We start from the raw sequence: 14832 nt of genomic DNA, 5'->3' as shown, positions 1-14832 counted from the left end.
GTAAGTTCAAAAATTTCCAGAGGTTAACAACATGTCCCTGTCCAACGAACAGATCATCGACGCCGTTGCCGGCATGACCATCAGCCAGGTTATGGACCTGGTCAAGGCGATCGAAGACAAGTTCGGCGTCACCGCCGCTGCTCCGGTTGCTGTTGCCGGTCCGGCCGTCGCCGCTGCCCCGGTCGAAGAGCAGACCGAGTTCAACGTCATCCTGAAGGCCGCCGGCGAGAAGAAGGTCGAGGTCATCAAGGCCGTCCGCGCCATCACCGGCCTGGGCCTGAAGGAAGCGAAGGACCTCGTCGAAGGTGCTCCGCAGACCGTCAAGGAAGCCGTGTCGAAGGAAGACTCCGAGAAGTTCAAGAAGGAACTCGAGGCCGCTGGCGCGACCGTCGAGCTCAAGTAAGCAGCACCCGCGTCGCCTGCTCTTGACCGAGAGCGCAGTACCGGCGACCACCTGAAGGCTGGGGGCGAGAGCCCCCGGCCTTTGGCCGTTGTAGCAAGACCCCGGTTCGCGGCTACGGATCGGACGAAAACCCAACCGAGTTGGTAGTTGGAAGCAGCATTAGAGGGCGTGCGGGTGCCGGCAATACCCGCGGCTTCCAACTGACAGTTCACTTCCCCACGGGATTCGAGATTCGGGAGTCGAGATTCGCAAACTGAGCACGCACGGCGCCGCAACGGGCCGAACCTGCATAGCCTCCGCCGGCCGACACGCCTGCGTACCACGCGAATCCCGAGTCCCGAATCCCGAATCCCGGCATCAAGAAAACCCGAGGCGGCAGCTCACATGACCACGGCGTCCACGAATTATTCGTTCACCGAGAAGAAGCGCATCCGCAAGGACTTCGGCAAGCGTAAGTCGATCCTTGAAGTGCCCTTCCTGTTGGCCATCCAGGTCGATTCCTACCGCGAGTTCCTGCAGGAACACACCGATCCGTCCAAGCGCGCCGACCGCGGTCTGCATGCCGCGCTGAAGTCGGTGTTCCCGATCGTCAGCTACAGCGGCAATGCCGCGCTGGAATACGTCGGCTACAAGCTCGGCGATCCCCCGTTCGACGAGCGCGAGTGCCGCAACCGGGGTCTCTCCTACGGCGCCCCGCTGCGCGTGACCGTGCGCCTGGTGATCTACGACCGCGAGTCGTCGACCAAGGCCATCAAGTACGTGAAGGAGCAGGAGGTCTACATGGGCGAGATTCCGCTCATGACCGACAACGGCACCTTCATCGTCAACGGTACCGAGCGCGTCATCGTCTCGCAGCTGCACCGTTCGCCGGGCGTGTTCTTCGACCACGACCGTGGCAAGACGCACAGCTCGGGCAAGCTGCTGTACAGCGCCCGCATCATTCCTTACCGCGGTTCGTGGCTGGACTTCGAGTTCGACCCGAAGGACGCACTGTTCACCCGTATCGACCGTCGCCGCAAGTTGCCGGTGACCGTGCTGCTGCGCGCGCTCGGTTACAACAACGAAGAGATGCTGCGTGAGTTCTTCGAGATCAACACGTTCCACGTCGATCCGAACGAAGGCGTGCAGCTGGAGCTCGTGCCGGAGCGCCTGCGCGGCGAAACGCTGAACTTCGACCTGGCCGACGGCGAGAAGGTCATCGTCGAAGCCGGTCGTCGTATCACCGCGCGTCACGTCAAGCAGCTCGAGCAGGCCGGCGTGGCTGCCCTCGCGGTGCCGGACGAGTACCTCGTCGGCCGCATCCTCTCGCACGATGTCGTCGACGCGAAGACCGGCGAACTGCTGGCCACCGCGAACGACGAGATCAGCGAAGACCAGCTGGCCGCGTTCCGCAAGGCCGGCATCGAGTCCGTCGGCACCCTGTGGGTGAACGATCTGGATCGTGGCGCCTACCTGTCGCACACCCTGCGCATCGACGCGACCAAGACGCAGCTGGAAGCGCTGGTCGAGATCTACCGCATGATGCGTCCGGGCGAGCCGCCGACCAAGGACGCCGCGCAGAACCTGTTCCACAATCTGTTCTTCACCTTCGAGCGCTACGACCTCTCGGCCGTGGGCCGCATGAAGTTCAACCGTCGCCTCGGCCGCAAGGCCACCGAGGGCGCTTCGGTGCTGTACGACGCCAAGTACTTCGCCGAGCGCAAGGACGAAGAGTCCGTGCGCCTGCGCGGTGAGTGCGGCAACACGTCGGACATCCTCGACGTCATCCGCGTGCTGACCGAGATCCGCAACGGTCGCGGCGTGGTGGACGACATCGATCACCTGGGCAACCGTCGCGTGCGTTCGGTCGGCGAAATGGCCGAGAACGTGTTCCGCGTCGGCCTGGTCCGCGTCGAGCGTGCCGTGAAGGAACGCCTGTCGATGGCCGAGTCCGAAGGCCTGACGCCGCAGGAGCTCATCAATGCCAAGCCGGTGGCCGCCGCGATCAAGGAGTTCTTCGGCTCCTCGCAGCTGTCGCAGTTCATGGACCAGAACAACCCGCTGTCGGAAGTCACGCACAAGCGTCGCGTGTCGGCCCTCGGCCCGGGCGGCCTGACCCGCGAGCGCGCCGGCTTCGAAGTGCGCGACGTGCACCCGACGCATTACGGTCGCGTCTGCACCATCGAGACGCCGGAAGGCCCGAACATCGGCCTGATCAACTCGCTGGCCGTGTTCGCCCGCACCAACAAGTACGGCTTCCTCGAGACGCCGTACCGCAAGGTCGTGGACGGTCGCATCACCGACGCGGTCGAGTACCTGTCGGCGATCGAAGAGAACGAGTACGTCATCGCGCAGGCCAACGCGCCGGCCGACGACAAGGGCCACATCACCGCCCAGTTCGTCGCCTGCCGTTACCAGGGCGAGTCGATGCTGCGTCCGCCGAGCGAGATCCACTTCATGGACGTCTCGCCGATGCAGACCGTGTCGGTCGCCGCGGCGCTCGTGCCGTTCCTCGAGCACGACGACGCGAACCGCGCACTGATGGGCGCGAACATGCAGCGCCAGGCCGTGCCGACGCTGCGTGCGCAGAAGCCGCTGGTCGGCACCGGCATCGAGCGCGCCGTGGCGCGCGACTCGGGTGTGACGGTCAATGCACGTCGTGGTGGCGTGATCGAACAGATCGACGCCGGCCGCATCGTGGTCAAGGTGAACGAGTCGGAGATCGTCGGCGAGACCGACGCCGGCGTCGACATCTACACGTTGATCAAGTACACGCGTTCCAACCAGAACACCTGCATCAACCAGCGTCCGCTGGTGAACGTGGGTGACGTGGTCGCGCGCGGCGACGTGCTGGCCGACGGTCCCTCGACCGACATCGGCGAGCTGGCGCTGGGCCAGAACATGCTGGTCGCGTTCATGCCGTGGAACGGCTACAACTTCGAAGACTCGATCCTGCTCTCCGAGCGCGTGGTCGAACAGGATCGTTACACCACGATCCACATCGAAGAGCTGACCTGCGTCGCGCGCGACACCAAGCTGGGTCCGGAGGAAATCTCCGCCGACATCCCGAACGTCTCCGAGCAGGCGCTGAACCGCCTCGACGAGTCGGGCGTGGTGTACATCGGCGCTGAAGTGCGTGCGGGCGACATTCTCGTCGGCAAGGTCACGCCGAAGGGCGAGAGCCAGCTGACGCCGGAAGAGAAGCTGCTGCGTGCGATCTTCGGCGAGAAGGCGTCCGACGTTAAGGACAGCTCGCTGCGCGTGCCGCCGGGCATGGACGGCACCGTCATCGACGTGCAGGTCTTCACCCGCGACGGCATCGAGAAGGACAAGCGCGCGCGCCAGATCGAGGAATACGAGATCCGTCGCGTCAAGAAGGACTTCGACGACCAGTACCGCATCCTCGAAGCGGCCATCTACGACCGCCTGAAGACGCAGCTGGTTGGCAAGACCGCCAACGGCGGCGGTGGCCTGAAGAAGGGCGACACCGTCACCTCGCTGGTGCTCGATGGCCTGTCGAAGAAGGACTGGTTCACCCTGCGCATGAAGGACGACGACGCCGTCGAGGCGATCGAGCGCGCGCAGAAGCAGATCGAAGTGCACAAGGCGGAGTTCGAGAAGCGCTTCGCCGACAAGCGCGGCAAGATCACCCAGGGCGACGACCTCGCTCCGGGCGTGCTGAAGATGGTGAAGGTGTTCCTCGCGGTGAAGCGCCGCATCCAGCCGGGCGACAAGATGGCCGGCCGTCACGGCAACAAGGGTGTCGTGTCGACCATCGTGCCGGTGCAGGACATGCCGTACGCGGCCGACGGCCAGACCGTCGACATCGTCCTGAACCCGCTGGGCGTGCCGTCGCGTATGAACATCGGCCAGATCCTCGAGGTGCATCTGGGCTGGGCCGCGAAGGGCCTGGGCCAGAAGATCCAGCGCATGCTGGATGCACAGCAGGCCATCAGCGAGCTGCGCAAGTTCCTCAACGACATCTACAACCACGACAACAATGTGGTGGGTGAGCGTGTCGACCTGACGCAGTTCACCGATGAGGAACTGCTGCGCCTGGCGAAGAACCTGACCGACGGCGTGCCGATGGCGACGCCGGTGTTCGACGGTGCGGCCGAGTCCGAGATCAAGCGCATGCTGGAACTGGCGGAACTTCCGTCCAGCGGCCAGACCGAACTGTTCGACGGTCGTACCGGCGAAGCGTTCGAGCGCAAGGTCACCGTCGGCTACATGCACATGCTGAAGCTGAACCACCTGGTCGACGACAAGATGCACGCGCGTTCGACCGGTCCGTACTCGCTCGTCACCCAGCAGCCGCTGGGCGGCAAGGCGCAGTTCGGCGGCCAGCGTTTCGGCGAAATGGAAGTCTGGGCGCTGGAAGCCTACGGCGCGGCCTACACCCTGCAGGAAATGCTGACGGTGAAGTCCGACGACGTGCAGGGCCGCAACCAGATGTACAAGAACATCGTCGATGGCGAGTACGAAATGGTGGCCGGCATGCCGGAGTCCTTCAACGTGTTGGTGAAGGAAATCCGCTCGCTCGCGATCAACATGGAGCTGGAAGAGACCTGACCGGTGGGCGGGAAACGCAGCGACTCGCGCGTCTCCCGTTTCATTGATTCAGCGAACTACAGCCCATCGACGAATTCCTCCGATTGGAGAAAGACATGAAAGACTTGCTCAACCTCTTCAACCAGCAGCGCGCGGCGATCGACTTCGACGCGATCAAGATCGCGCTCGCCTCGCCGGACCTGATTCGCTCGTGGTCCTACGGCGAAGTGAAGAAGCCGGAAACGATCAACTACCGCACCTTCAAGCCGGAGCGCGACGGCCTGTTCTGCGCCGCCATCTTCGGTCCGATCAAGGACTACGAGTGCCTGTGCGGCAAGTACAAGCGCATGAAGCACCGCGGCGTGGTGTGCGAGAAGTGCGGCACGGAAGTGACGCTGGCCAAGGTGCGCCGCGAGCGCATGGGCCACATCGACCTGGCCTCGCCGGTCGCGCACATCTGGTTCCTGAAGTCGCTGCCGTCCCGCATCGGCCTGATGCTGGACATGACGCTGCGTGACATCGAGCGCATCCTGTACTTCGAAGCCTACGTGGTGACGGAGCCGGGCCTGACCGCGCTGGAGCGCGGCACGCTGCTCACCGAAGAGCAGTTCCTGCAGGCGCGTCAGGAGCATGGTGACGACTTCGAAGCCGCGATGGGCGCCGAGGCCGTGTACGAGCTGCTGCGCACGATCGACCTGCAGTCGGAAATGGTGACGCTGAAGGAAGAGATCGCCGCCACCAACAGCGAAACCAAGCTCAAGCGCCTCACCAAGCGCATCAAGCTGGTCGAAGCCTTCCTCGAGTCCGGCAACCGTCCGGAGTGGATGGTCATGACCGTGCTGCCGGTGCTGCCGCCGGACCTGCGTCCGCTGGTTCCGCTGGACGGCGGCCGCTTCGCGACCTCCGACCTGAACGACCTGTACCGCCGCGTCATCAACCGCAACAACCGCCTGCGTCGCCTGCTTGAGCTCAATGCGCCCGACATCATCGTGCGCAACGAGAAGCGCATGCTGCAGGAATCGGTCGACGCGCTGATGGACAACGGCCGTCGCGGCCGTGCCATCACCGGCACCAACAAGCGCCCGCTCAAGTCGCTGGCCGACATGATCAAGGGCAAGCAGGGTCGCTTCCGCCAGAACCTGCTCGGCAAGCGCGTGGACTACTCGGGCCGTTCGGTCATCGTGGTCGGCCCGACCCTGCGCCTGCACGAGTGCGGCCTGCCGAAGAAGATGGCGCTGGAACTGTTCAAGCCCTTCATCTTCGCCAAGCTGCAGCGCCGTGGCCTGGCCACGACCATCAAGGCCGCCAAGAAGCTCGTCGAGCGCGAAGAGGCCGAGGTGTGGGACATCCTGGAAGAAGTGATCCGCGAGCATCCGGTCCTGCTGAACCGCGCGCCGACGCTGCACCGCCTGGGCATCCAGGCGTTCGAGCCGGTGCTGATCGAAGGCAAGGCGATCCAGCTGCACCCGCTGGTCTGCACCGCGTTCAACGCCGACTTCGACGGTGACCAGATGGCCGTCCACGTGCCGCTCTCGCTGGAAGCCCAGCTGGAAGCGCGTGCGCTGATGATGGCGTCCAACAACATCCTGTCGCCGGCGAACGGCGAGCCGATCATCGTGCCGTCGCAGGACGTCGTGCTCGGCCTGTACTACATGACCCGCGGCCTTGAGAACAAGGCGGGCGAGGGCATGGTGTTCGCCAACGTCGCCGAAGTGAAGCGCGCCTACGACAATCGAGCCGTCCAGCTGCACGCCAAGTGCAAGGTGCGTATCACCGAGACGGTGAAGAACGAGGACGGCACCAGCGAGCAGAAGACCTCGATCGTCGACACGACCGTGGGTCGCGCCCTGCTGCGTGAAATCCTGCCGGAAGGCCTGCCGTTCGCGCTGACCAACGTCGAGCTGACCAAGAAGAACATCAGCCGCCTGATCAACTCGTGCTACCGCATGCTCGGCCTGAAGGACACGGTCGTGTTCGCCGACAAGCTGATGTACACCGGCTTCGCGTATGCAACGCGCGCCGGCGTCTCCATCGGCATCGACGACATGCTGATCCCGGTCGAGAAGAAGGGCATCCTGGACGAGGCCGAAGCCGAAGTCCTGGAAATCCAGGAGCAGTACCAGTCGGGCCTGGTCACCGCCGGTGAGCGTTACAACAAGGTCGTCGACATCTGGTCGCGCACGAACGAGCGCGTGGCCAAGGCGATGATGGACGCGATCGGCACCGAGAAGGTCGAGAACGCCAAGGGCGAGACCATCGACCAGAAGTCGATGAACTCGATCTACATCATGGCCGACTCCGGCGCGCGTGGTTCGCAGGCGCAGATCCGTCAGCTGGCCGGTATGCGCGGCCTGATGGCCAAGCCGGACGGCTCGATCATCGAGACGCCGATCACCGCGAACTTCCGCGAAGGCCTGAACGTTCTCCAGTACTTCATCTCGACCCACGGTGCCCGTAAGGGTCTGGCCGATACCGCGTTGAAGACGGCGAACTCGGGTTACCTGACCCGTCGCCTCGTCGACGTGGCGCAGGACGTGGTGATCACCGAGAGCGATTGCGGCACGCTGGAAGGCCTCACGATGACCCCGATCGTCGAAGGCGGCGACGTGGTCGAGCCGCTGCGTGATCGCGTGCTGGGTCGCGTTGTGGCCGAGGACGTGTTCCTGCCGGGCAATGACGAGGAACCGATCGTCACGCGCAACACGCTGCTCGACGAAGCCTGGGTGCAGAAGCTTGAGGACGCCAGCGTCCAGTCGATCAAGGTGCGCTCGACGATCACCTGCTCCAGCTCCTTCGGCGTGTGCTCGCACTGCTACGGTCGCGACCTCGGTCGTGGTCACCTGGTCAACCACGGCGAAGCGGTCGGTGTCGTCGCCGCGCAGTCGATCGGTGAGCCGGGTACCCAGCTGACGATGCGTACGTTCCACATCGGTGGTGCGGCGTCGCGTGCGGCTGCGATCGACAACGTCACGGTGAAGACCACCGGTACGATCAAGTTCAACAACCTCAAGCACGTCGAGCACGCCAGCGGCAACCTGGTGGCGGTCTCGCGTTCGGGCGAACTGTCGGTGCTCGACGGCCACGGCCGTGAGCGCGAGCGTTACAAGCTGCCGTACGGCGCGACCGTCAACGTCAAGGACGGCGCGGAGATCAAGGCCGGCCAGACCGTCGCCAACTGGGATCCGCATAACCACCCGATCGTGTCGGAAGTGGCGGGCTTCGTTCGCTTCATCGACTTCGTCGACGGCGTGACCGTCATCGAGAAGACCGACGAACTGACCGGCCTGGCTTCGCGCGAGATCACCGATCCGAAGCGTCGCGGTTCGCAGGGCAAGGACCTGCGTCCGATCGTCCGCATCGTCGACAAGAACGGCAAGGACCTGTCGATCCCGGGTACCGACCTGCCGGCGCAGTACCTGCTGCCGCCGCGCTCGATCGTGAACCTGCAGGACGGCGCGCCGGTGGGCGTGGGCGACGTGGTCGCCAAGATCCCGCAGGAAGCGTCCAAGACCCGCGACATCACGGGCGGTCTGCCGCGCGTGGCCGACCTGTTCGAAGCCCGCAAGCCGAAGGATCCGGCCGTGCTGGCCGAGCGTTCGGGCATCGTCTCGTTCGGCAAGGACACCAAGGGCAAGCAGCGCCTGATCATCAAGGACACCGACGGAAACGAGCACGAAGAGCTCATCCCGAAGTACCGCCAGATCATCGTGTTCGAAGGCGAGCACGTGGAGAAGGGCGAGACCGTGGTGGACGGCGAGCCGAGCCCGCAGGACATCCTGCGCCTGCTGGGTGTCGAGCCGCTGGCCGTGTACCTGACCAAGGAAATCCAGGACGTCTACCGCCTGCAGGGCGTGAAGATCAACGACAAGCACATCGAGGTGATCGTTCGCCAGATGCTGCGCAAGGTTGAGATCACCGACCAGGGTGACAGCAAGTTCCTCAACGGCGAGCAGGTCGAGCGTCAGCGTCTCATCGAGGAGAACGCCAAGCTGGCGTCCCGCAATGAGATCCTGGCCGGCTTCGAGCCGGTCCTGCTGGGCATCACCAAGGCCTCGCTGGCGACCGAGTCGTTCATCTCGGCGGCCTCCTTCCAGGAGACCACCCGCGTGCTGACCGAGGCGGCCGTCCGCGGTACCCGCGACAGCCTGCGTGGCCTGAAGGAAAACGTGATCGTGGGTCGCCTGATCCCGGCCGGTACTGGTCTGGCGTACCACACCCAGCGCCGTCGCGGCGCCACGGGCCTGACGGAATCGGAGCTGGAGACCCTCGCGGGCCCGGTGACGACCGCCGCCGAGCCGGTCGAGACCGCGGACGTCGAAGGCGAGGAGTCCAGCGCCTCCTGAGGCGCGGGTTCCATCGAAGTGCAATAGCCGGTACAATCCCGGCACTTTGGCGGCCCCCACGTGGGGCCGCCCAGATCACGAAATGAGGTGCCAGGATGGCCCTCGTGTTCGGCCCAGGATGGGCGGGATCGCAGTGAAGCCCCATGTCGTGGCCGCTCAGATGGCCGAGCGGGGCATCCGGTTTAGTCCGCGTTGACGGTGACGTCTGACGCGGGCTATACTTTTTCGTCTCGGTGTGCCGGGTGTCCCTGCATGCCGTTTGGTTTTTTCCACGCAAAGGCCGATCCGGTCTTTCTTCAAAGAGTTCCAGATGGCGACGATCAATCAGCTGGTGCGCAAGCCGCGCAGCCCTGAAACCTACAAGAGCGCCTCGCCGGCGCTCGCGAACTGCCCGCAGCGTCGTGGCGTTTGCACCCGCGTCTACACGACCACCCCGAAGAAGCCGAACTCGGCGCTGCGCAAGGTGGCCAAGGTGCGTCTGACCAACGGTTACGAGGTCATCTCGTACATCGGCGGCGAAGGCCACAACCTGCAGGAGCACTCGGTGGTGCTGATCCGCGGCGGTCGCGTCAAGGACCTCCCGGGCGTGCGTTACCACACCGTGCGCGGTTCGCTCGACGCCGCCGGCGTCACCAAGCGTCGCCAGGGTCGCTCTAAGTACGGCGCCAAGCGTCCGAAGTCCTAATCCCGGTTGGTCGCTCCGGCGGCCCCGTACAAGAATCACGAGAATAGGTACGCACCATGTCGCGTAAAGGTTCCACCCCTCAGCGTTCGGTCCTGCCCGATCCCAAGCACGGCAGCGAGACGATCGCCCGTTTCATCAACATGGTCATGCAGAGCGGCAAGAAGTCGGTCGCCGAGAAGATCGTCTACGGCGCGATGGAAGTCATCGGCGAGAAGAACCCCAACGCCCTCGAGCTGGTCGAGAAGGCGCTGGGCAACGTGTCCCCGGCCGTCGAGGTGAAGTCCCGCCGCGTCGGTGGTGCCACGTACCAGGTGCCGGTCGAAGTGCGCGCCTCGCGCCGCATGGCGCTGGCGATGCGTTGGCTGATCGAATCGGCCCGCAAGCGTGGCGAAAACTCGATGCCGCGCAAGCTTGCGGCCGAGCTGATGGACGCCTCGGAAAACCGTGGCGGCGCTATCAAGAAGCGCGAAGAAACCCACCGCATGGCGGAAGCGAACAAGGCGTTCGCCCACTACCGCTGGTGATCTGAGCGAGGCGCCCCCATATAGGGGGCGTCAGCCCCGGCAGCCCGCTGAGCTGCCGCGGCGGCAAGACAGCCGCCATGCGAACCGGACGCCGGCCACGAGCCGGCATCTGGCCATCTGGAATTCGAAAACTTACGAGAGGGTCCCGTGGCTCGCACCACTCCCATCGAGCGTTACCGCAACTTCGGCATCATGGCCCACATCGATGCCGGCAAGACCACCACGTCCGAACGCATCCTGTTCTACACCGGTGTCAGCCACAAGATCGGCGAAGTGCACGAAGGTGCCGCGACGATGGACTGGATGGAGCAGGAGCAGGAGCGCGGCATCACGATCACGTCGGCCGCGACGACCGCGTTCTGGACCGGCATGGACAAATCCCTGCCGCAGCACCGCTTCAACATCATCGACACCCCCGGCCACGTCGACTTCACCATCGAAGTCGAGCGTTCGCTGCGCGTGCTCGACGGTGCGGTGTTCGTGCTGTGCGCCGTGGGCGGCGTGCAGCCGCAGTCGGAGACCGTGTGGCGTCAGGCCAACAAGTACTCCGTGCCGCGCATGGCGTTCGTCAACAAGATGGACCGCACCGGTGCCAACTTCGACAAGGTCGTCGAGCAGCTGAAGTCGCGCCTGGGCGCGTACGCTGTTCCGATGCAGGTGCCGATCGGCGCCGAAGACGGCTTCGAGGGCGTGGTCGACCTGCTCAAGATGAAGGCCATCCACTGGGATGTCGCTTCGCAGGGCACCAAGTTCGAGTACCGCGACATTCCGGCCGACCTTCAGGCGAAGGCCGAGAGCGCGCGCAGCTTCATGATCGAAGCCGCCGCCGAGGCCACCGAAGAGCTGATGGAGAAGTACCTCTCCGAAGGCGAGCTGACCGAGGCCGAGATCGTCGAAGGCCTGCGCATGCGCACGCTGAAGGTCGAGATCGTTCCGGTGTTCTGTGGTTCGGCGTTCAAGAACAAGGGCGTGCAGGCCATGCTCGACGGCGTGATCAACCTGCTGCCGTCGCCGGCCGATCGTCCGCCGGTGCAGGGCATCGACGAGAACGACAAGGAAGACAGCCGCAAGGCGTCCGATTCCGAGCCGTTCTCGGCGCTCGCGTTCAAGATCATGACCGACCCGTTCGTCGGTGCGCTGACGTTCTTCCGCGTCTACTCGGGCGTGCTCAACTCCGGCGACCAGGTGTTCAACCCGGTCAAGTCGAAGAAGGAGCGCATCGGCCGCATCCTGCAGATGCACGCCAACCAGCGCGACGAGATCAAGGAAGTGCGCGCGGGCGACATCGCTGCCGCCGTGGGCCTGAAGGACGTGACGACGGGCGACACGCTGTGCTCGGGCGATCACATCATCACGCTTGAGCGCATGACGTTCCCGGAGCCCGTCATCTCGATGGCCGTCGAGCCGAAGACCAAGTCGGACCAGGAAAAGATGGGCATGGCCCTGAGCCGTCTGGCTCAGGAAGATCCCAGCTTCCGCGTTCGTACCGACGAGGAATCCGGCCAGACGATCATCGCCGGCATGGGCGAGCTGCACCTGGACATCATCGTCGACCGCATGCGCCGCGAGTTCAACGTGGAAGCGAACGTCGGCAAGCCGCAGGTGGCTTACCGCGAAACGATCCGCAAGTCGGACGTGAAGTCGGACTACAAGCACGCCAAGCAGTCGGGTGGTAAGGGTCAGTACGGTCACGTCGTGATCGAGCTGTCGCCGATGAACGAAGCCGATCGCGCCAACCCGGATGTCGAGAACGATTTCCTGTTCGTCAACGACATCACCGGCGGCGTGATTCCGAAGGAATTCATCCCGGCGGTCGAGAAGGGCCTGCGCGAAACCATCACCAGCGGTCCGCTGGCTGGCTTCCCTGTCGTGAACGTCAAGGTCAAGCTGGTGTTCGGCTCGTACCACGACGTCGACTCGTCGGAAATGGCGTTCAAGCTCGCTTCGTCGATGGCGTTCAAGGAAGGCTTCCGCAAGGCGGATCCGGTCCTGCTCGAGCCGATGATGAAGGTCGAGATCGTGACGCCGGAAGACTACGTCGGCGACGTCATGGGCGACGTGAGCCGTCGTCGTGGTCTGCTGTCCGGTCAGGACGACAGCCCGTCGGGCAAGGTCATCAACGCGATGGTGCCGCTGGGCGAAATGTTCGGCTACGCGACGTCGCTGCGTTCGATGTCGCAGGGCCGCGCAACGTTCACGATGGAGTTCGATCACTACGCCGAAGCCCCGACCAACATCGCCGACGCGGTGATGAAGAAGGGCGGCTGAGCGTGACACCTCTGGCGAGGCCGGCTTGCCGGCCTCGCGACAAGCAAGATCAACAAGCAATTCATTTTTAAAGAGAGAAAGCCATGGCCAAGGGTAAGTTTGAGCGCACCAAGCCGCACGTGAACGTGGGCACGATCGGTCACGTCGACCACGGCAAGACGACGCTGACGGCGGCACTGACGAAGGTGGGTGCGGAGCGTTTCGGCGGCGAGTTCAAGGCGTACGACGCGATCGACGCGGCGCCGGAAGAGAAGGCGCGCGGCATCACGATCTCGACGGCGCACGTTGAGTACGAAAGCCCGAACCGTCACTACGCGCACGTGGACTGCCCGGGCCACGCCGACTACGTGAAGAACATGATCACGGGTGCGGCGCAGATGGACGGTGCGATTCTGGTGTGCTCGGCCGCAGACGGCCCGATGCCGCAGACGCGCGAGCACATCCTGCTGTCGCGCCAGGTGGGCGTGCCGTACATCGTCGTGTTCCTGAACAAGGCCGACATGGTGGACGACGCCGAGCTGCTGGAGCTGGTGGAGATGGAAGTCCGCGAGCTGCTGACCAAGTACGAGTTCCCGGGCGACGACACCCCGATCATCAAGGGTTCGGCGCGTCTGGCGCTGGAAGGCGACCAGTCGGAAATCGGCGTGCCGGCGATCCTGAAGCTGGTGGAAGCGCTGGACACGTTCATTCCGGAGCCGCAGCGTGACGTCGACAAGCCGTTCCTGATGCCGGTGGAAGACGTGTTCTCGATCTCGGGCCGCGGCACCGTGGTGACCGGTCGTATCGAGCGCGGCATCATCAAGGTCGGCGACGAAATCGAAATCGTGGGTATCCGTCCGACGCAGAAGACGACGGTGACGGGCGTTGAAATGTTCCGCAAGCTGCTGGACCAGGGCCAGGCGGGCGACAACGCGGGCCTGCTGCTGCGCGGCACGAAGCGTGACGACGTGGAGCGTGGCCAGGTGCTGGCCAAGCCGGGTTCGATCACCCCGCACACGGAGTTCGAAGCCGAGGTGTACGTGCTGTCGAAGGACGAGGGCGGCCGCCACACGCCGTTCTTCAAGGGCTACCGCCCGCAGTTCTACTTCCGCACGACGGACATCACCGGCGCGGTGCAGCTGCCGGAAGGCGTCGAGATGGTCATGCCGGGCGACAACATCAAGATGGTCGTGCAACTGATCAACCCGGTGGCGATGGACGAAGGCCTGCGCTTCGCGATCCGCGAAGGCGGTCGTACGGTCGGCGCCGGCGTCGTGGCGAAGATCCTCAAGTAATGAACCGGGCCGTGGTCGCGTAAAGCGACCACGGCTTTGCTGGTTCGTATCCCCGCCAGAGCGGGGCGACGACTGGCAAGTTCGGCGTCCCAAGGTGGCGTCGAAACCAGCTGAACAGCGTTGCGCACTTCCGGTCCGCCGCCCGCTTGCAAGGGCTGTGGATATCCGGTTAGAATGCTCGACCACTGCGGCGTCTTTCGGGAAGCCGCAACCAGCGAAATGAGGTGCAGGATGCGCCTCGTATTCGCCAGACAGGGACATGTCGCACGGCGCGCTCCGTACGTTCTGGGCCTTCGGGCTTCCAAGGAACGCTAAACGGGGCTCTTCGTGCGTTCTACTCCGTCTGGGCGGACCGGGAAACCGGCCCGCCTTGTTTTTCAGGCAAGGAAGCTCCGGGGCGAGGGTGCAGCCCCGGGGTATTCGCGTTTTCCAGGGGTTCGGCACACCCAGAGGCCGGCCCGTCGCTCTTTTAACCAAGGAATTCCGTCATGGCGGACCAAAAGATCCGAATCCGGCTGAAAGCGTACGATCATCGCCTGATCGACCGTTCGGCCAGCGAGATCGTCGAGACGGCGAAGCGTACCGGTGCCCAGGTCAAGGGCCCGATCCCGCTGCCGACCAAGATCGAGCGTTACACCATTCTCGTTTCGCCGCACGCCGACAAGGATGCGCGCGACCAGTACGAGACCCGCACGCACAAGCGCGTGCTCGACATCGTCGACCCCAACGACAAGACCGTGGACGCGCTGATGAAGCTCGAGCTCGCGGCGGGCGTTGACGTCCAGATCAAGCTGACCTGAGGCCA

The 14832-nt window shown here is 64.4% G+C and carries 8 protein-coding genes; all 8 read left to right on the top strand.

Annotated elements, in window-relative coordinates; translation table 11 throughout:
• The first annotated feature begins 31 nt into the window (after positions 1-31).
• The 8 genes from rplL to rpsJ all read left to right on the top strand — a co-directional run bounded on the left by rplL (position 32) and on the right by rpsJ (position 14827).
• Complete coding sequence (gene rplL / locus JI752_RS04295; protein WP_216959694.1) at positions 32-403, top strand: 50S ribosomal protein L7/L12; 372 nt, start codon at positions 32-34, stop codon at positions 401-403.
• Between the two features lie 384 nt (positions 404-787).
• A complete protein-coding gene (rpoB, locus tag JI752_RS04290; RefSeq protein ID WP_216959692.1) occupies positions 788-4954 on the top strand; it encodes a DNA-directed RNA polymerase subunit beta in 4167 nt (1388 codons plus the stop codon).
• Between the two features lie 95 nt (positions 4955-5049).
• Positions 5050-9276 (top strand): DNA-directed RNA polymerase subunit beta', encoded by a 4227-nt coding sequence (gene rpoC, locus JI752_RS04285; protein ID WP_216959689.1) that lies wholly within the window; start codon positions 5050-5052, stop codon positions 9274-9276.
• Positions 9277-9586: 310 nt separating this feature from the next.
• Entirely contained in the window at positions 9587-9961 is a 375-nt protein-coding gene (gene rpsL, locus JI752_RS04280) for a 30S ribosomal protein S12 (RefSeq protein ID WP_216959686.1), read from the top strand.
• A gap of 56 nt (positions 9962-10017) precedes the next feature.
• Entirely contained in the window at positions 10018-10485 is a 468-nt protein-coding gene (rpsG, locus tag JI752_RS04275) for a 30S ribosomal protein S7 (RefSeq protein WP_216959683.1), read from the top strand.
• 147 nt (positions 10486-10632) lie between these two features.
• Positions 10633-12753, top strand: coding sequence for an elongation factor G (gene fusA, locus JI752_RS04270; RefSeq protein ID WP_216959680.1), 2121 nt, complete (start codon positions 10633-10635; stop codon positions 12751-12753).
• 83 nt (positions 12754-12836) lie between these two features.
• Entirely contained in the window at positions 12837-14027 is a 1191-nt protein-coding gene (gene tuf / locus JI752_RS04265) for an elongation factor Tu (protein WP_216959677.1), read from the top strand.
• A 488-nt stretch (positions 14028-14515) separates the two neighbouring features.
• A complete protein-coding gene (gene rpsJ / locus JI752_RS04260; RefSeq protein ID WP_036137876.1) occupies positions 14516-14827 on the top strand; it encodes a 30S ribosomal protein S10 in 312 nt (103 codons plus the stop codon).
• Positions 14828-14832 lie beyond the last annotated feature (5 nt).

It is taken from the genome of Lysobacter sp. MMG2 (genome assembly GCF_016735495.2).
Lineage (GTDB): Bacteria > Pseudomonadota > Gammaproteobacteria > Xanthomonadales > Xanthomonadaceae > Lysobacter_J.
This window is presented reverse-complemented; position numbering and strand designations above follow the sequence as displayed.